General features: G+C 70.1%; 14 protein-coding genes and 1 tRNA gene. 7 read left to right on the top strand and 8 right to left on the bottom strand.

The features are described from left to right. Positions 1-407 precede the first annotated feature (407 nt). Together QM597_RS10450 and QM597_RS10445 are read left to right on the top strand one after the other, a co-directional pair. Positions 408-2693: a (Fe-S)-binding protein gene (locus QM597_RS10450; RefSeq protein WP_415004828.1), complete on the top strand. Its 2286-nt coding sequence runs from the start codon at positions 408-410 to the stop codon at positions 2691-2693. 229 nt (positions 2694-2922) lie between these two features. Further along, the gene (locus QM597_RS10445; RefSeq protein ID WP_415004826.1) at positions 2923-4986 is read left to right on the top strand and encodes an alpha/beta fold hydrolase; all 2064 of its coding nucleotides are present in this window, start codon (positions 2923-2925) and stop codon (positions 4984-4986) included. 199 nt (positions 4987-5185) lie between these two features. Here the strand turns inward: QM597_RS10445 and QM597_RS10440 are convergent, their stop codons facing one another. From QM597_RS10440 to dcd, 3 genes are all read right to left on the bottom strand, one after another. Beyond that, the gene (locus QM597_RS10440) at positions 5186-6061 is read right to left on the bottom strand and encodes a carbohydrate kinase family protein (RefSeq protein WP_415004825.1); all 876 of its coding nucleotides are present in this window, start codon (positions 6059-6061) and stop codon (positions 5186-5188) included. Further along, positions 6058-6984: a pseudouridine-5'-phosphate glycosidase gene (locus QM597_RS10435; protein ID WP_415004824.1), complete on the bottom strand. Its 927-nt coding sequence runs from the start codon at positions 6982-6984 to the stop codon at positions 6058-6060. The genes QM597_RS10440 and QM597_RS10435 overlap by 4 nt, the downstream gene beginning before the upstream one ends. A 144-nt stretch (positions 6985-7128) precedes the next feature. Beyond that, the gene (gene dcd, locus QM597_RS10430; protein WP_415004823.1) at positions 7129-7704 is read right to left on the bottom strand and encodes a dCTP deaminase; all 576 of its coding nucleotides are present in this window, start codon (positions 7702-7704) and stop codon (positions 7129-7131) included. Between the two features lie 70 nt (positions 7705-7774). On the opposite strand from dcd, the gene QM597_RS10425 reads away from it, so the two are divergent. Continuing rightward, positions 7775-7845 (top strand) — tRNA-Gly (locus QM597_RS10425). A gap of 221 nt (positions 7846-8066) precedes the next feature. After that, positions 8067-9005: a DMT family transporter gene (locus tag QM597_RS10420; RefSeq protein WP_415004822.1), complete on the top strand. Its 939-nt coding sequence runs from the start codon at positions 8067-8069 to the stop codon at positions 9003-9005. Here the strand turns inward: QM597_RS10420 and QM597_RS10415 are convergent. Next, on the bottom strand, positions 8998-9225 hold the full coding sequence (locus tag QM597_RS10415; RefSeq protein ID WP_415004821.1) for an RNA-binding S4 domain-containing protein: 228 nt from the start codon (positions 9223-9225) through the stop codon (positions 8998-9000). The genes QM597_RS10420 and QM597_RS10415 overlap by 8 nt on opposite strands. A 31-nt stretch (positions 9226-9256) precedes the next feature. On the opposite strand from QM597_RS10415, the gene QM597_RS10410 reads away from it, so the two are divergent. Continuing rightward, on the top strand, positions 9257-9634 hold the full coding sequence (locus tag QM597_RS10410) for an RNA-binding S4 domain-containing protein (protein ID WP_415004820.1): 378 nt from the start codon (positions 9257-9259) through the stop codon (positions 9632-9634). A gap of 14 nt (positions 9635-9648) precedes the next feature. Here the strand turns inward: QM597_RS10410 and QM597_RS10405 are convergent, their stop codons facing one another. After that, on the bottom strand, positions 9649-10548 hold the full coding sequence (locus QM597_RS10405) for an alpha/beta fold hydrolase (RefSeq protein ID WP_415004819.1): 900 nt from the start codon (positions 10546-10548) through the stop codon (positions 9649-9651). A 33-nt stretch (positions 10549-10581) separates the two neighbouring features. Between QM597_RS10405 and QM597_RS10400 the strand changes: the two genes are divergently transcribed. Next, positions 10582-11337, top strand: coding sequence for an enoyl-CoA hydratase (locus QM597_RS10400; RefSeq protein ID WP_415004818.1), 756 nt, complete (start codon positions 10582-10584; stop codon positions 11335-11337). 118 nt (positions 11338-11455) lie between these two features. Continuing rightward, complete coding sequence (locus tag QM597_RS10395; protein WP_415004817.1) at positions 11456-12829, top strand: FAD-dependent oxidoreductase; 1374 nt, start codon at positions 11456-11458, stop codon at positions 12827-12829. A 78-nt stretch (positions 12830-12907) separates the two neighbouring features. On the opposite strand, the gene QM597_RS10390 is transcribed toward QM597_RS10395, so the two are convergent. The 3 genes from QM597_RS10390 to ppc all read right to left on the bottom strand — a co-directional run bounded on the left by QM597_RS10390 (position 12908) and on the right by ppc (position 17263). After that, on the bottom strand, positions 12908-13297 hold the full coding sequence (locus tag QM597_RS10390; protein WP_415004816.1) for a hypothetical protein: 390 nt from the start codon (positions 13295-13297) through the stop codon (positions 12908-12910). 259 nt (positions 13298-13556) lie between these two features. Beyond that, complete coding sequence (locus tag QM597_RS10385) at positions 13557-14402, bottom strand: adenylate/guanylate cyclase domain-containing protein (RefSeq protein ID WP_415004815.1); 846 nt, start codon at positions 14400-14402, stop codon at positions 13557-13559. Between the two features lie 107 nt (positions 14403-14509). Next, a complete protein-coding gene (gene ppc / locus QM597_RS10380) occupies positions 14510-17263 on the bottom strand; it encodes a phosphoenolpyruvate carboxylase (RefSeq protein WP_415004814.1) in 2754 nt (917 codons plus the stop codon). Positions 17264-17324: the final 61 nt, after the last annotated feature.

The raw sequence follows: 17324 nt of genomic DNA, 5'->3' as shown, positions 1-17324 counted from the left end.
TACTCCTACGACTCCGCCACCGCCCCACCAGCACCCCACACGGCCGGTAGGTCCCTTCGAGGCTCCTTCGTCGCACCTCAGGGACCCGGGGCGGATTCGGGTCGTTGAGGTGTGAGCGAGGAACGAGCGAGCCTCGAAACGACGCCCTGGCGGTAGGTCCCTTCGAGGCCCTTCGTCGCACCTCAGGGACCCGGGGCGGATTCGGGTCGTTGAGGTGCGAGCGAGGAACGAGCGAGCCTCGAAACGACCACCACTCCACGTGAGAGGGAGGCCCTTCGCGGCTCGGCCGACGCTTGTGCGCAGGTTCTCCTGCCCTGACCTGGGGGTATGGTTTGCCTTAGTGCCTTTCGGGCGATTTCACCCGATAATCTCAGGTCCAACTGTTCAGCGTGGAGATTGGGGCCGAGATGCAGGTCATCGCCATCATCGTTTCGTTCGGCTTCACGGCCGTCGCCCTTCCGATGATTAGTCTCGCGGTCTGGAAGATGCTCACCGTCATCCGCGCGGGTCAGCCGGCCATCGGTCGCACCGACCGGCCGGTCGCCCGCCTGGTCACCGTCGTCAAGGAGACGCTGCTCCACACCCGCATGCTGCAGTGGACCTGGGTGGGCGTCCTGCACTGGTTCGCGTTCGCCGCCTTCCTGCTGCTGTCGACCGCTGTCGCTGCGGCCTTCCCGCAGTTGTTCGATCCGGAGTGGACGATCCCGTGGCTCGGCACCTTCTTCGCCTACGAATGGGTCGCCGAAACCCTCGGCCTGCTCGGCACGCTGGCGATCATCCCGCTGATCGTCTACCGCCTGCGCAACCTGCCGTCCAAGAAGGGCCGCCAGAGCCGCTTCTTCGGCTCGACCATGTGGCAGGCGTTCTTCGTCGAGGCGATGGTGCTGCTGGAGAGCGCCGCGATCCTGTTCATCCGCGGCGCGGAGTACAAGCTCGGCCAGGTCGAGCACAGCCACCACGCCGAGCCGTTCCACTTCCCGATCTCGCAGTTCTTCAGTCACCTGTACCCGACCGAGAACCCCGATACGCTCAAGAACATCATCTTCGCCATCGCGATGTTCAAGATCTCCTCGGCGATGATCTGGCTCATCGTCATCGCCACGAATATGACGATGGGCGTCGCGTGGCACCGCTTCACGGCGTGGTTCAACATCTTCTTCAAGCGCGAGTCCAGCGGCCGCACCGCACTCGGCGGCCTGGTGCCGCTGTACGTGGGCGGTGAGCCGATCGACCTGGAGAAGATGGAGGACCTCGACGAAGAGGACTTCATGAAGCTCGGCGTCGGCAAGATCGAGGACTTCAGCTGGAAGGGCCTGCTCGACTTCACGACCTGCACCGAGTGCGGCCGCTGCCAGAGCCAGTGCCCGGCGTGGAACACCGAGAAGCCGCTCTCGCCCAAGCTCGTGATGATGGGCCTACGCGAGCACGCCTACACCAAAATCCCGCTGCTGAGCATCCCCGAGGACCAGCGCACCGAGGAGCAGACCGCCGAGATCGAGCGCCCGCTGATCGGCGACGAGTCGATGTACGGCGTCATCGACCCCGACGTCCTGTGGTCGTGCACCAACTGCGGTGCCTGCGTGCAGCAGTGCCCCGTCGACATCGAGCACGTCGACCACATCGACAACATGCGCCGCTACCAGGTGCTCGTGGAGTCGAACTTCCCGGCCGAGTTGAACAACATCTTCAAGGGCCTGGAGCGCAAGGGCAATCCGTGGAACATGAACCCGCGCGACCGGATGAAGTGGGCCGAGGGGCTGGACTTCGAGGTCAAGCAGGTCGGTGTCGACATCGAGGATCTCGACGAGGTCGAGTGGCTGTTCTGGGTCGGCTGTGCCGGTGCCTACGAGGACCGCGCGAAGAAGACCACACAGGCCGTCGCCGAGTTGCTCAACATGGCCGGCGTGACCTTCGGCGTGCTGGGCGACGGCGAGACCTGCACGGGTGACTCGGCGCGCCGCTCGGGCAACGAGATCGTCTTCCAGCAACTCGCGATGCAGAACACCGAGGTGTTCAAGGAGATGAAGGTCAAGAAGGTCGTCTCCACCTGTGCGCACTGCTTCAACACGCTCAAGAACGAGTACCGCGACTTCGGCGTCGAGCTGGAGGTCGTGCATCACACGCAGTTGCTCAACCGCCTCGTGCGCGAGGGCAAGCTGACACCGGTCGCCCCGACGGACGGTGCCGTCGGCGGCAAGACGATCACCTACCACGACCCGTGCTTCCTGGGCCGTCACAACCAGGTCTACGAGGCGCCGCGCGAGCTGCTCAGCGTCATTCCGGGTGCGTCGTTCGCGGAGATGCCGCGCAGCAAGGAGCGGTCGTTCTGCTGTGGTGCCGGTGGCGCGCGCATGTGGATGGAGGAGACCATCGGCTCGCGGATCAACGTCAACCGCACCGAGGAGGCCGTGGCGACCGGGGCCGACCAGATCGCGACGGGTTGCCCGTTCTGCCGGGTCATGCTGTCGGACGGCCTGACGCTCAAGCAGTCCGAGGGTGAGGCGCGCGAGGAGGTCGAGGTCATCGACGTCGCGCAGATGCTGTTGGCCGCAGTCAAGCGTGAGCCGGAGCCGGAGCCGGAGCCGGAGCCGGAGCCGGAGCCGGAGGCACCCCCTGTCGCCGAGTCTGCGTCGGCGGAGGAGTCCCCCGCTGAGGACGCCCCGCAGGTCGTCGCGGAGACCGACACTCCCTGACCCCCGCCCCTCGGGCGGTGCCTCAACGGCGTTCCCTGAGGTGCGAGCTTGCGAGCCTCGAAGGGCCTCAAACCGCAGCTCATTTCGAGGCTCCGCTCGTTCCTCGCTCGCACCTCAATGAGCGGTATCGACTCTCACGGACCGCCCAGCGGCGCGAAAGCCGCGCGTGACTCGCGTCACGGTGATTCGTTGAACTGGTGCAACCGTCTCAGTTCACTAGGGAGTCTTCGTGCGCGCTCGCGTTCTCGCTTCTGCCGTCTCGGCCCTCGCGCTCGCGCTCGGGACACTCTTCCCGGTAGCACCCGTGCAGGCGGCTTCCGGACACACCGTGACCCCGCTGTGGTTCACCACCCACGTCGGTGCCGACGGCACACAGGAGTGCATGGTCGTCGCCGACCTGTACCTGCCCGAGAGTGCTAGTTCCACGAACCGAGTCCCTGCGATCCTCACCACCAACGGCTTCGGCGGTTCCAAGGATGACCAAGCCGGGATGGCAGAAAGTTACGCCGACCGCGGTTATGCGGTGCTGAGCTATTCCGGCCTGGGCTTCGGCGGTTCGGGATGCAGTATCGAACTCGATAACCCCGAGATCGACGGTAAGGCGGCCCAGCAGCTCATCGACTACCTCGCCGGCGCGACCGGTATCGCCTACACCGACGCCGACCGGACGCAGGCTGCCCCGGCCCTGGACGTCGTCACCCTCGACGCGGCGGGCGACCCCCGTGTCGGCATGGTCGGCGTCTCCTACGGCGGCTCGATCCAGTTCGCCACCGCCGCCATCGACCAGCGGGTCGACGCCATCGTTCCGATCGCCACCTGGCACGACCTGCGGTACTCCTTGTCGCCCAACAACCTCGTGCCGAGTGCAACCCAGCCGGAGACGCCGGGAGCCGCCAAACTCTTCTGGGCGCTCGGCTTCAGCGCCAAGGGCATCACGGGCGGCATCGAGGACATCCCGGCCGACCCCGGCCGGGTCGACAGCTGCGCGAATTTCGCCGACTTCGTCTGCCCGGCCCTGGTCACTGCGGGCGCGACCGGATTCATCGACGACGCTGCGGCCGAGGAGATGGTCGCACGTTCCACCGCCGGCTACGGTTCGACGATCACCGCGCCCACGCTGCTCGTCCAGGGTCAGGCCGACACCCTGTTCAACCTCAACGAGGCCATCGACGGTTACCGCATGCTCAGCGAGCAGGGGACCGAGGTGAAGATGATCTGGGCACACGGCGGACACTCGGCACCGGTCGCGCCAGGCGAACTAGATCTTGCGGCCGACCCCGCCGAGACCTACATCGGTGGGCGTGTAGCGGACTGGTTCGACCACTACCTCAAAGACCTGCCGGTTGATACCGGCGCGGAGTTCGCCTACTTCCGTGACTGGGTGGACTATGACGGCAACGCCGCCCCCGCTTTCGCCGAGTCCGACACCGTCGACGTGGCGATTCCCGAGCAGTTGTACCTGTCGGACTCGGAACTGACCCCCGATGCGACCGCCATCGCGGATGGAACGGCGACCTTCCTCACTCCGCCTGCGGGCGCGCCGACGTCGACCGACCCCGCCGACGTCGTCAGCAGCCTGATGGAGGAGTACTTTTCGGTGCCGGAGACGGACCTGCCCGGAACCTTCGCCACCTACACGACGTCACCGCTGGCCGGCGACCTGGACGTCGTGGGAACCCCAGTGCTCGACCTCCAGGTGTCGGCTCCCGCAGCCGAGGCCACACAAGCGCTCGGACCGGCCGGGCAGTTGGTCCTGTTCGCCAAGATCTCCGAGGTCGCCGCAGACGGATCGGTCGACATCGTGGGCAATCTCGTAGCGCCGGTGCGCATCCCCGACGTGACCAAGCCTTTCACCGTGCGCATGCCGGCCTTCGCACACCGTTTCGAGACAGGCAACCAGATCCGCTTGACGATCTCCGGCGGATCGACGAACTACCGCGGTGGGTTCCTCGACGTCAGTCCGGTCACCATCGCCACCGGCAGCGCGGACCAGGTGCTGACGCTGCCGGCCCTGCAGGCGTTCCCCGGGGTCGTCCCGCCGACCGATGTCACGGGGTCCGATGGCGATGAAGACAGCGACACCGCTTCGGTCGCGGACCAGGGAGGTACGGGGCTGGTCGGGGGTACGGGCGTCGTCACCACCGCCGCAGCGGCCGACGATCACCTGCCGCGTACCGGCGCTACCGCGCGTCTTGCGGTGCTGCTGCTCGGGATGGCGCTGATCGCCGCCGGCTGCGCCGCGCTGACCCGCCGGGTCGTCTCCGCCGATCCCGTGAGCGCGCGCCTGCGCTGACCGAGATAGCGGGCCGTTGTTGGGGTCCCTTCGAGGCCGCTCGTTCCTCGCGGCACCTCAGGGGCCGGGGGAGTCCGGGTCATTGAGGTGCGAGGAGCTTGCGACGAGCCTGGAAATGACCCAGACAGCGAGCCGTTGTCGGTGGTGGCTTCGAGGCTCCTCGTTCCTCGTCACGCCTCAGCCACCGGGGGCCGGTGGGTCACGGACGCGCCCCGCGCATCTGAACGCACCGGCTCGCCGCGCCGACACCTCCGGCCAGGGCGCGCCTCGGGTCGCGGCCCCGCGCCCACACCACCAGGAAACCCGCGGTGAAGGCGTCTCCGGCGCCGGTCGTGTCGACCACTGGCACGCGCGGTGCCACGACCTGCTCGCGCCGGTCCTCGTCGCGGCCCAGGTAGGTCGCTCCCGTCGGGCCGAGCGTGACGACCACGTGCGCGTAGTGCTCGGCGAGCCGGTCGAAGTCGATGAAGGGGCCGGTCGATCCGGTCAGCGCGCGGGCTTCGTCGGCATTGGGGAGGATCAGGTCGACGCCCTCGGTCCAGGCCAGGAACGCCTCCGCTCCGGCCTCGCGCAGGAACGCCAGCGATCCGGGGTCGACGCTGACGCCCGCGCCGCGCTGCCGTGCCCCGGCGATGAGGTGCAGCGCGGTCTCGCGGGTGCCGGAGTCGAAGAAGGTGTAGCCGCTCAGGTGCAGCCAGTCGACGCCCTCCCAGAGCGCGGCCGGCAGATCGTCGGGGGTGAGCGTGGCGTTGGCTCCCCGGTCGACGTACATCGTGCGGTCCGCGTCGGCGTCGAGGGTGAGGACGAGGGTGGCGGTCGGGGTCAGCGGGTCGCCGGCGATACGGGCGTCGACGCCGTGGTCGGCCAGGGCGGCGGCATGCCGCGCGGCACCGTCGGCCCCGGCCTTGCCGGCGAAGCGGACCTCGGCCCCGAGGAAGCCGAGCCAGGCCGCCGTGTTGGCTGCCGAGCCGCCGGGGGACATGCGAATCTGCGCGCGGGTGTCGGTGTGCGGGGTCACCGGCTCCAACGGCAGGACGCCGATGTCGTCCACGACATCGCCGACGACGAGGATCACTGCGCCCGCCCCAGCTCCGTCCAGGCGACGGCGATGCGCGCGGCGACCGCGATGTTGTTGCGGGCGATGTCGAGGTTGACGCGCAGGCTCTCGCCCCCGGTGATCTCGACGATGCGCTGGAGCAGGAACGGCGTCACCTCCTTGCCGCTCAGCCTCGCAGTGTCGGCCTCGGCGAGCGCCTGGGTCAGGGCGGCGTCGTGGATGTCGGGGTCGAGCTGGCGCTCCTGCGGCAGCGGATTGGCCACGACGATGCCGGCCTGCTGGCCGAGGGCGTCGCGTCCGGCCATGACGGCGGCGACCCCGGCCGCGTCCTCGACACGCCAGTCGAGCCGGTGCCCGGAGCCGGTGAGCCAGAAACTCGGGAACTCCTCGGTGCCGAACCCCAGCACGATGACGCCGAGCGTCTCCAGGCGTTCCAAGGTCGCGCCGATGTCGAGGATGGACTTCACTCCTGCGGAGACGACGGTGACCGGCACCCGGCCGAGGGTCGTCAGGTCGGCGGATTCGTCGAAGGTGTCGGCCGCACCGCGGTGGACGCCGCCGAGACCGCCGGTGGCGAAGACGCGGATTCCGGCCCGGTCGGCGATCCACGAGGTCGCAGCGACGGTGGTGGCACCGCTGCCGCCGCAGGCCAGGACGACGGGCAGGTCGCGGACGCTGAGCTTCGCGATGTCCTCGGCGGCGATGCGCTCCAGTTCGGGGTCGGTCAGGCCGGCGCGCAGTTCGCCGTCGAGCACCGCGACGGTGGCGGGCACGGCTCCGCCGTCGCGGACCAGCTGCTCGAACTCGCGGGCGGCGACGAGGTTGTCGGGGCGCGGCAGGCCGTGGGAGATGATCGTCGATTCCAGGGCGACGACCGGCCGCCCGTCCGCGAGCGCGTCGGCGACCTCCGGCGACCTCCGCAGGGGCAGACGACCGCCCACCGTCAGATCTCCGTGCGGTGGTGGCCGGACGCGCTCGTACCTCGCGCTGATCCGCGCGGCTCGCTGGAGCTCGCAGCGCCCCGGCCAGCCTCGCTCCGCTCGGCTACATACGTGACACGCACAGGGTGGTGACAGGACATGGGTTCAGATCTCCGTGCGGTGGAAGTTGGCGTGGCTTCTGGAGGCCGTGGGGCCGCGCTGGCCCTGGTAGCGCGAGCCGTACTTCGCCGAGCCGTAGGGGTTCTCCGCCGGCGAGGTGAGCCGGAAGAAGCACAGCTGGCCGATCTTCATGCCGGGGTAGAGCACGATCGGCAAGGTGGCGACGTTGGCCAGTTCCAGCGTGACGTGGCCGGAGAAGCCCGGGTCGATGAAGCCCGCAGTCGAGTGGGTCATCAGGCCGAGGCGTCCGAGCGAGCTCTTGCCCTCCAGGCGGGCGGCGATGTCGTCGGGCAGGGTCACCAGCTCGTAGGTGGACCCGAGCACGAACTCGCCGGGGTGCAGGACGAAGGAGTCACTTCCTCTCACCTCGACCTCGCGGGTCAAGTCGGGCTGGTCGGCGGCCGGGTCGATGTGCGGGTACTTGTGGTTGTCGAAGACGCGGAAGAACTTGTCGAGGCGCACGTCGATGCTCGACGGCTGGATCATGCCGCGGTCGAGCGGGTCGAGGCGGACGCGGTCGGCGTCGATCTCGGCGAGGATGTCGCGGTCGGAGAGAAGCACGTCGCCACCCTAATGGGGATCGGTACCCAGCGGGAGTCCCATCCCGCAGGTGGTTACACTCGCCCTGTTCGCCGATGTAGCTCAATGGCAGAGCGCTTGCTTCCCAAGCAAGACACGCGGGTTCGATTCCCGTCATCGGCTCCGAGCGCAGCGAGGAGACGGAAGCGTCTTTCAGGCTGACGCGAGCGCGTGTGACGCGGCGGCATGTCCGTTGAGCACCCGCGAGAGCGCGACCCGGGACATGTGGGGTCCCTTCGAGGTGTGCCGCGCGGATCCTGAGGTGCCGCGAGGAACGAGCGGCCTCGAAGGGCACGCCTCAGGGACCGGATCCCTCCTATCTGCGAAACCTCTAGGGTGGGGCGGTGACGACGGGACGCGGTCAGCCGAAGCGTTCGTCGGGGATCGGCCTGCTGCAGGTGTGCGGCGCAGGCGTCCTGTGGGGCACCGGCGGCCTGGTCGCCACGGTCCTCCACGACGAGGACGGCCTCGGAGCCATGACGACGAGCGCGTGGCGCATGCTCGTCGCCGCAGTGGCGCTACTGGCCTTCGCCCTGGTCAACGGCCGCCTCGCCGCCTGGTCGGCCACCGTGCGCGCACGCCCGGCGCTCGTCGTCGCTGTCGGCTGCGGCACGGCGCTCTACCAGGGCCTGTACTTCCTGTCGGTGCTCGTCGTCGGCGTCAGCGTGGCGACGGTCATCTCCCTCGGCCTGGCCCCGGTGCTCGCCGCCGCGTGGGAGCACGCGCGGGCGCGCACGCGCCCTGACGCGCGCGAGTTGTCGGTGCTCGCGGCGGCCCTCGCAGGCCTCGTGCTCGTGTCCGTCGCCTCCGGCGGCAGCGGAGTCGCGGGTGCCGAACCCGCGCTCGGCCTGGTTCTCGCGGTCGCGGCCGGCGCGACCTACGCGGCGACGACGCTGCTCGGCCATCGCCTCGCCCGCGACATCGACCCGCTGGCGCTGACGGCGGGCGCGACGACCGCAGGTGCCGTCCTGCTGGCACCCTTCCTCCTGGCTGCGGCCGCCGGGCCGGGACCGGCGCTGAGCGCGCGCCCCGAGGCCCTGGCGCTCTTGGCCTACCTCGGCATCGCGACGATGGCGGTCTCCTACGGTCTGCTGTACGCGGGCCTGCGCACGACGTCCGGTTCGGCGGCCACCATCGCCACCTTGGTCGAGCCGTTGAGCGCAGCCGCCCTCGCCGCCCTGCTGCTCGGCGAGCGGCCCGCGATCACGGCCCTGACCGGCGGGGCGCTGATTCTCGCGGCGGTCGCCGGCCTGCGCCCCCGCGAGGCACCGCCGGTCACGTGATGCGAAAGGACGCCGCCCCGCCCGGCAGCGCCACGCTGACGACATCGCCGCGGACGAGCTGGCGTCCGCGGCGCGTCTCGACCTCGGCGTTGACCCGCACGTCGCCGCTGCCGATGATCGCGGCGGCATGCGCGCCGGACTCGGCGAGGCTGACGTACTTGAGCAGTTGTCCGAGCCGGATCATGTCGCCGGAGATCGGCACGTCCTCGGTCACATCCATGCCCTCAGCCTGCCGCACGTAGGCTCGGCGCGTGACACCCGAGCCGGCCGCGGCACGCACCGACGCCTGGGTCTGGGCGGTGCGCCTGTTCCCGAGCCGCTCCGCGGCGAGCGCGGCGTGCAAGGGCGGACACGTCCACGTCAACGGCAAACGCGCCAAGCCGGCCCAGGCGCTGCGTATCGGCGACCGGGTGGAGGCGACGACGCCCGGCGGCGTGCGGATCGTCGTTGTGAAGCGGCTGCTGTCCAAGCGGGTCGGTGCTGTGGTCGCTGTCGAATGCTACGAGGACCATTCGCCGCCGCCTCCGCCGAAGGAGGAGCGGCTGGCGATGCCGCGCCGCGAGCGCGGTACCGGCCGGCCGACCAAGCGCGAACGCCGCCAACTCGACCACTTCCGCAACCAGGGGTAAGAAGGTGCGCCTCGTCACGCCTCGGCGAGGGAAGCGACGAAGTCCTCGATGTGGGCGACGAGGGCGCTCGGGTTCTCCTCGGGCACCCAGTGGCCGGCGTCGTCGATGACCTCCATCGTCATGGTGGCCCGCACGAGTCCGCGACGCACCAGCTTGGGTGCCAGCACGAGGTCGCGCCGCCCCGGCAGGAACAGGATCGGGATGTGGTCGTACGGCTCCTGATAGCGGCCCTTCGACATGTCGATGAACTCGCGCCGCATGAACCGCGCATAGGTCGAGCGGCCGGCCTTGGCGCGCGCCGGGTCGCGGAAGCGGGCCAGGTACGGCTCGACCGCCGCGTCGGGCCACAGTCTGCCGTTGCGGGAACCGGCCGCGAACAGCCGCCGCAGGACGACCTGCCCCAGGCCGCGCTGCAGCAGCGCACCCCACGGCCCGCCCACGAGCGGCTGGTAGAGGAAGCGCCACAGTTCTCGGGTCGGGATCGGCGTCCACGGGGCGATGATCGCCGTCGCCACGATGCCGCGGGCCAGGTCGCCGTGGCGTCCGCCGATGAGGATCGACAGCCAGGCACCCCAGTCGTGGCCGACGATGACCGGCCGGTCCAGCCCGAGCGCGCCGATGACGGTGGCCAGTTCGTCGGCGATGACCCGCTTGTCGTAGGTGTCGCCGTGCGGTGCGGGCGCGTCGCTCCATCCGGCACCGCGCGTGTCGAGGGCGACCACGTGGTGCCGCTCGGCCAGCAGGGGCATGACCTTGTTCCAGCACCACCAGTGCTGCGGCCAGCCGTGGATCAGCACCAGCGGCGGACCGGGATTCCCGGCACCGGCTTCGGCGACGTGGATGCGCACCCCGCCTGCGTCGATCCAGCGATGCGTGACCCCGTCGAGTTCGGGCATGCCCTGGGCGTTGTCCATGCCCCGACGCTAGCCGACCCCTACCCTGGCGTCATGGCCCTCGTCGATCTGCACGCCGCGGCCGACGGCGTCCGCACCGTGACCCTGAACGCTCCCGACCGGCTGAACGCCCTCGACCGGCCTTTGCTGGACGAGCTGCGTGAGGCCGTCGCCGTGGTCGCCGCCGATGCCGAGGCGCGGGCGTTGGTCGTCACTGGAGCGGGGCGTGCCTTCTGCTCCGGGGCCGACCTCGACAGTCTGTTCGGCGACCGCACCCGTCCGACGGGGGCGCTGCGCCAGGTGCTGCTCGACGTCTATGCGTCCTTCCTCGGCATCCGGGACCTGACGATCCCCACGGTGGCTGCGGTCCACGGCCCGGCGGTCGGCGCGGGGCTGAACATCGCGCTGGCCTGCGACGTCATCGTCGCCGGGCCGCAGGCGTCCTTCGGCGCGACGTTCACCGCCATCGGCCTACACCCCGGCGGCGGATGCACCTTCATGCTGACGCAGCGCATCGGTGCCGGCAACGCCGCCGCAGTCCTGTATGCGGGGACCCCGGTGGACGCCGCGAACGCGCTGCGGCTGGGGCTGGCGCAGGAGGTCGTCGCCGACCCGCAGGCGCGGGCCGGCGAGCTCGCCTCTCTGTACGCGAGCCGTAATCCGATGCTCATGGCCGACGTCAAGGAGGCCGTCCGGGTTGCCGCGACGAGCGACCTGGCGACGACGCTCGACATCGAGTCGTGGGCGCAGGCGTCCTCCCTGGCCAGTGAGGAGTTCGCGGCCTTCGCGGCCCGTTTCGCCCGCAGCTGAAAGGGATTGCCTGTGACGCAGGACACGTCCGGGCGACTCACATGGCGGAACCGATTTCGTGGGAGGGGCGAAGCGCTTTAGGCTTACCTTCGTCGTCTTCATCCCAGGAGTTCTCCCTATGAGCAGGAAGTTGCGCGTCGGCATCGTCGGTGCCGGACCCGCCGGCGTCTACGCCGCCGACATTCTCACCAAGTCGGATCTGCCCGACGGCTTCGACGGCGTGGTCGTCGACATCCTCGACCGCGACCCGACCCCGTTCGGCCTGATCCGCTACGGCGTCGCGCCCGATCACCCGCGCATCAAGGAGATCATCAAGGCGCTCAAGCGGGTGATGTCGAACGAGGACATCCGCTTTTTCGGCAACGTGAACTTCGGCGTCGACGTCAAGCTGACCGAGTTGCAGCAGTTCTACGACGCCGTCGTGTTCGCCACCGGTGCCCGCCGCGACCGCAGCCTGAACATCCCCGGTCTCGACCTCGACGGCTCCTACGGTGCGGCGGACTTCGTCTACTGGTACGACGGCCACCCCGACGTCAGCCGTGAGTGGGACTTCCAGCCGCACGCCGAGTCCATCGCCGTGCTCGGCGTCGGCAACGTCGGCCTGGACATCGCCCGCATCCTGGCCAAGACGGCCGACGAGCTGCTGGTGACCGAGATCCCCGACAACGTCTACGAGGGCCTGAAGAAGAACGCCGCCAAGGACGTCCACGTCTTCGCCCGCCGCGGGCCGGCGCAGGTCAAGTTCACGCCGATGGAGCTGCGCGAGCTGTCGCACTCGCCCACCATCGACGTCATCGTCCACCCCGAGGGCTTCGAGTTCGACGAGGGTTCGATGGAGGCCATCCGCGCCGCCAAGAGCCAGAAGCTCGTCGTCGACGTGCTGCAGAACTACCTGGCCAAGGAGCCGTCGGGTGCCCCGCACCGCATCCACATCCACTTCTGCCAGAACCCTGTCGAGATCCTCGGCGAGGACGGCAAGGTCGTGGGCCTGCGCACCGAGGTCACCGAGCTGGACGGCACCGGCAATGTCCGTGGCACCGGCGAGTTCAAGGACTGGCCGGTCCAGGCCGTCTACCGGGCCATCGGCTACTACTCCGATCCGCTGCCGGGCCTGCCGTTCGACGAGGCCGCCGGCGTGCTGCCCAACGACGGCGGCCATGTGGTCGACATCGACGGTGCGGCGATCCCCGGCGTGTACGCGACCGGCTGGATCAAGCGCGGCCCGGTGGGCTTGATCGGTCACACCAAGTCCGACGCCGCCGAGACGATCCGCATGCTGTTGGAGGACGCCCCCACGCTCGCCGCCGCCGAGCAGGCCGAGCCGGAGGCCGTGGACCGCTACCTCGACGGCCGCAGCATCGAGTTCACGACCTGGGAGGGCTGGGAGAAGCTGGACGCGCACGAGGTCGCGCTCGGCGAGTCCGACGCCCACCCGCGCGAGCGCAAGAAGGTCGTCGAGCGCGACGAGATGGTCGCCATCTCCCGCGCCTGAAGGTCCCTTGCCGGGAGGCCCGGTCCCTGAGGTGCGACGAAGGAGCCTCGAAGGGACTGCGGGGTGCCCGCGTTTCCCTCAGAGCAGGCGCAGGACGCGGACATAGCAGGTGGCCGGATCGCCCTGGGCCGATAGTCCGGGGAACTCAATCGGCACCGAGCCGCCGGGCTGGACGTTCTCGAAATCCTGGTGGGCGACGGGCCGCTCCTGGCCGTCTGCCGGGCCGACGTAGAGGTCGACGCCGTAACTGGCGGCCTCGCTGCCGGAGTTGGCGAGGGTGCCGCTCGCGGTCCACGTGCCGTCGTCACCGGCCTGGCAGCGAAAGCCCGACAGCGCCTCGGGTGCCGGCGTCGCCGTGGCCTCGGCGGTGGGTGTGTTGCTGGCGTCGGGCTGGGCGTCCCTGCCGCCGCCACAGGCGCTCATCGCGAGGCAGGCCGACAGGGCGAGGGAGGCGGCGAGGCGGACCATGACCCCATCTCACCACGCCGGGACCTCGACGTGTCGACATCGGTCCGGTGTCGGCTGACTGAGAACGCGCGCCAATAGGCCCGCTGGCTGAGGTGCGCCCTTCGAGGCTCGCCGCAAGCTCCTCGCACCTCAGGACCCGCGAGGAACGAGTGAGCCTCGAAGCCTGCGGTGGCGGGTCATTTCGAATGTGCTGCGCTCGCACTGGTGGCCCCTCCTGCTTGCGGGGGACAATGACCGGCTCCGCCTACTGGCGGAATCCCTAACGGTCGTCGGGGGAGGGGGCGACGCGCCAGAGGAGTTCGGGCACGGCGAAGCCCTTGAGTTCGACTTCGCGCACGTCGTCGAAGACGAACTCGGTGGAGTCGATGAGTGCCTCGCGCAGATCGTTGCTGACCAGCACCTCGCCGCCGTGGGCCTCGGCCGCGACGCGGGCCGCGAGGGCGACGTTGCTGCCGAAGTAGTCGCCGTCGCGGGCGACCACCGCGCCCCGGTGGACCCCGATGCGGACCTTGACGCCGTGAGTGCGCAGCTTGCCGCGCTCGGCCGCCAACCGCTCCTGCACCTCCAACGCTGCGCGGATCGCGTCGGTCGGCCAGCGGAAAACCACCATGAAGCCGTCGCCCTGCGTCTTGACGACCTCGCCCTGGTGGGCCTCGATGGCCGAGCGCATCAGCTCGTCGTGGCGGGCGAGCACCTTGACGAAGGCCCGGTCGCCAAGGGAGACGTTGAGCTGGGTGGACCCCTCGATGTCGGAGAAGAACATCGTCACCGTGCCGTCGGGGGCCGTGGCGCGCTGCACGGCGGCACCGTCTTCGCGCAGCCACTCGGTCAGTTCCTCGATGGAGCTGGCCACCAGTGCCTGCACGCCGTGGGTGCGCAGCAGGTCGGCGGTCTCGGAGAGGGCCTTGACGGCGGTCTTAGCGCGGACCAGCGCGCGCGGCGGGCGGCGCATCGGCCCGGCCGAGCCGGCGGCCAACTGCCGCTCCTCCAAGGTGGCGATCATGCGCCGCGCGCGGCGGAGTTTCACCGTCACGGCGATGGCCCAGGCACCGAAGCCCACCGTGGTCGCGGCGAACAGCGCGAGCAAGACGGCAAGCACGGTCACGGGGGAATCCTCCCACGCCCGCGCTGGCCACGGGTCCCTGAGGTGCGCCCTTCGAGGCCGCTCCTGCGTCGTCGCACCTCAGCCAGCGGCATCCAGCGTGACGGGGATCAGCCGGTGTTGCGCAGGCCCGCAGCGATGCCGTTGACGGTCAGCAGGAGCGCTCGCGCGAGGCCGGACTCCTCGCGTTCGGCCGGATCGGCCTGCCGGGCGCGCGCGAGCAGGTCGATCTGTGCGAACGACAGCGGTTGCAGGTAGGCGTCGCGCACCGCCAGCGTGCGCCGCAGCTCCGGCTGATGGTCGAGCAGTTCGGCCGACCCGGTGACCGCGAGGACCTCTTCGACGGTGATCGCGTGCTCGGCGCGGATCACCTCGAACAACCCCTGCAGATGCTCCGGCACGAGTTCGCGGACGTAGTGCCCGGCCACGTCGAGATCGGTTTTGGCCAGCGTCATCTCGACATTGGAGATGAACGTCGAGAAGAAGTGCCACTCGGCGTGCATGTGCGCGAGCAGGTCGCCGTGCCCGGCCTCGCGCGCGGCCCGCAGGCCCGAGCCGACGCCGAACCAGCCCGGCACGATCTGGCGCGACTGGGTCCAGCCGAACACCCACGGGATCGCCCGCAGCCCGGAGATGTCGCCGCCGGAGTCGGGGCGCCGCGACGGACGCGAACCGATGTTGAGGTCGCCCAGCTGTTCTACGGGCGTCGAAGTGAGGAAATAGTCGAACAGGCGCGGGTCCTCGACGAGCCGCCGGTAGGAGGCATAGGCGGCATCGCTGACCAGGGTCATCACCTCGTCCCAGCCGGCCAGCACCGCAGCGCTCTGGCGAGACTCCGTGTGCAGGGTCGAGGCGGTCAGCACGGCCGCCGCAGTCAGTTCCAGGTTCTCGCGGGCGAGCACGGGCAGCGCGTACTTGTCACTGATGACCTCGCCCTGCTCGGTGAACTTGATGTCCCCGGCGAGCACGCCCCACGGCTGGGCGAGGATCGCGTCGTAGGTGGGGCCGCCCCCGCGCCCGACCGTGCCGCCGCGGCCGTGGAACAGCCGCAGCCGTACGCCGTGTTTCGCGGCGACGTCGCGCAGCGCCCGCTGGGCCTGGTGCAGCTCCCACTGGCTCGTGGTGATGCCGCCGGCCTTGTTGGAGTCGGAGTAGCCGAGCATGATCTCCTGCACGTCGCCGCGCAGCGCCACGATGCGCCGGTACGACGGGTCGGTGAGCAGGTCGTCGAGCACCTGGCCGGCGAGCCGGATCTCCTCGACGGTCTCCAGCAGCGGCGCGAAGCCGATGGCGGCGAAGGGCGAGGCACCGCCCAGCCGCACCAATCCGGCCTCGCGGGCGAGCACGGCCACCGCGAGCAGATCGTCGGCACCCTGGGTCATCGAGACGATGTAGGTCCGTACGACTTCCGGCCCATAGGTCGCCTGTGCCTCACCGATGACGCCGAGGACGCCGTAGGTGCGGGCACCGGCCTCGTCCAGCGCGGGCGGCTGGGCGCTGAGCGGCCGCCGGGAGGCGAGTTCGGCCGACAGCAGCCGGGTGCGGGCGTTGCGGTCGAGGTCGGCGTAGGGGACCGGCTGCTCGCCCAGGGCGTCGACGAGCTGGCCGACGGCATGGTGATGAGCGTCGGCGTGCTCGCGGATGTCGAGCGTCGCCAGGTGCAGCCCGACGAGGGAGGCGGTGCGGATCGTGTCGGCCAGCATGCGGTCGGCGACGATCTCACCGCCGTGGGCGCGTAGGGAGGCGTCGATCAGCAGGAGGTCGTCGATCAGCTCGCTGCGGGTCGCATAGTCGAGTCCGGGCGCGTGGGCGCGGTCTTCGGCGATGCGTCGGGCGGTGTTGGTGACCTTGAGCCGGATGCACGACAGTTTGAGGCGGTACGGCTCGGCACCGTTGACCGTCAGTAGCCGCGGGTCGAGGCCGGGCAGCGCCGCGAGGTCGGCCTCCAGCGAGGCGGTCAGGTCGGCGCTCACCTCGACCAGGCCGGCCGAGGGGGACAGTTCGCGGATCAGCACGTCGAGGCTCGCCAGGAGCAGCCGGGTGGCGACCGTGTTCTGCAGCCGCAGCACCTCGCGGGTGACCTCTGGCGTCACGTTCGGGTTGCCGTCGCGGTCGCCGCCGATCCACGAGCCGAAGCTCAGCGGCCGGGCCGTCGCAGGTGGGCGGAAGCCGTGCTCGGCCAGGGTGTCGGCGAACTCGGCCGACAAGTCGGGCATCGTCTCGGTGAGGATGTCGCTGAGGTAGTAGACCGCGTGGCGGGCCTCGTCCAGCGGTGTCGGCCGGGTGCGGCGGACCGGATCGGTCTGCCAGATCAGGTCGATGAGCTGGGCGAGGTTCGCGTCCTGGCGGCGGCGCTGCGCGGTGCCCGGTTCGGAGGGTTCGGCGAGCACGTCGGCGATGCGGCGCAGCTTGGTCAGTGTCGACCGGCGGCTGACCTCGGTGGGATGGGCGGTGAAGACGGTACGAATGTCGAGCGCCTCGACGGCCTCGCGCAGGGCCTGCGGGCCGAGTTCGCCGGCGATGCCGGCGACGGCGCGGTCGAGCCACCCGTCGCCGTGCGCGCGGGCGGCGATCTCGCGAACGCGGGCGACCTGCTCGGCGACGTTGGCCAGGTTGAAGTAGATGCTGAACGCCCGCACGAGCGCCGCGACGGTGTCCATCGGCAGGCCGTCGAGGATGCGGCTGATCTCCTCGCGGGCGCGGGCGCTGGCCGCATCGGAGGCGTGGCTGGTCTCGGCCAGGTCGCGCACGCGCTCGACCAGGGCCAGCAGTTCGGGTCCCTCTTGGCGCACGAGGCTCTGGCCGAGAAGGTCGGCCACGCGCCGTACGTCCTGGTGCAGGTGCTCTTCGCTGGTCAGGCTCACGGGACCCTCCTGGAGTCGTCGCAGGACATGGCCCCATTGCCGCCTTCAGCCTAGAGGTTCT

It is taken from the genome of Aeromicrobium sp. (genome assembly GCF_047607065.1).
GTDB lineage: Bacteria > Actinomycetota > Actinomycetes > Propionibacteriales > Nocardioidaceae > Aeromicrobium.
This window is presented reverse-complemented; position numbering and strand designations above follow the sequence as displayed.

Bases quoted from the DNA above. Each gene is read 5' to 3' on its own strand.
- QM597_RS10450 (WP_415004828.1), top strand. From the start codon at position 408: ATGCAGGTCATCGCCATCATCGTTTCGTTCGGCTTCACGGCCGTCGCC.
- QM597_RS10415 (WP_415004821.1), bottom strand. From the start codon at position 9,225: ATGGATGTGACCGAGGACGTGCCGATCTCCGGCGACATGATCCGGCTC.
- QM597_RS10405 (WP_415004819.1), bottom strand. From the start codon at position 10,548: ATGGACAACGCCCAGGGCATGCCCGAACTCGACGGGGTCACGCATCGC.
- QM597_RS10400 (WP_415004818.1), top strand. From the start codon at position 10,582: ATGGCCCTCGTCGATCTGCACGCCGCGGCCGACGGCGTCCGCACCGTG.
- QM597_RS10395 (WP_415004817.1), top strand. From the start codon at position 11,456: ATGAGCAGGAAGTTGCGCGTCGGCATCGTCGGTGCCGGACCCGCCGGC.
- QM597_RS10390 (WP_415004816.1), bottom strand. From the start codon at position 13,297: ATGGTCCGCCTCGCCGCCTCCCTCGCCCTGTCGGCCTGCCTCGCGATG.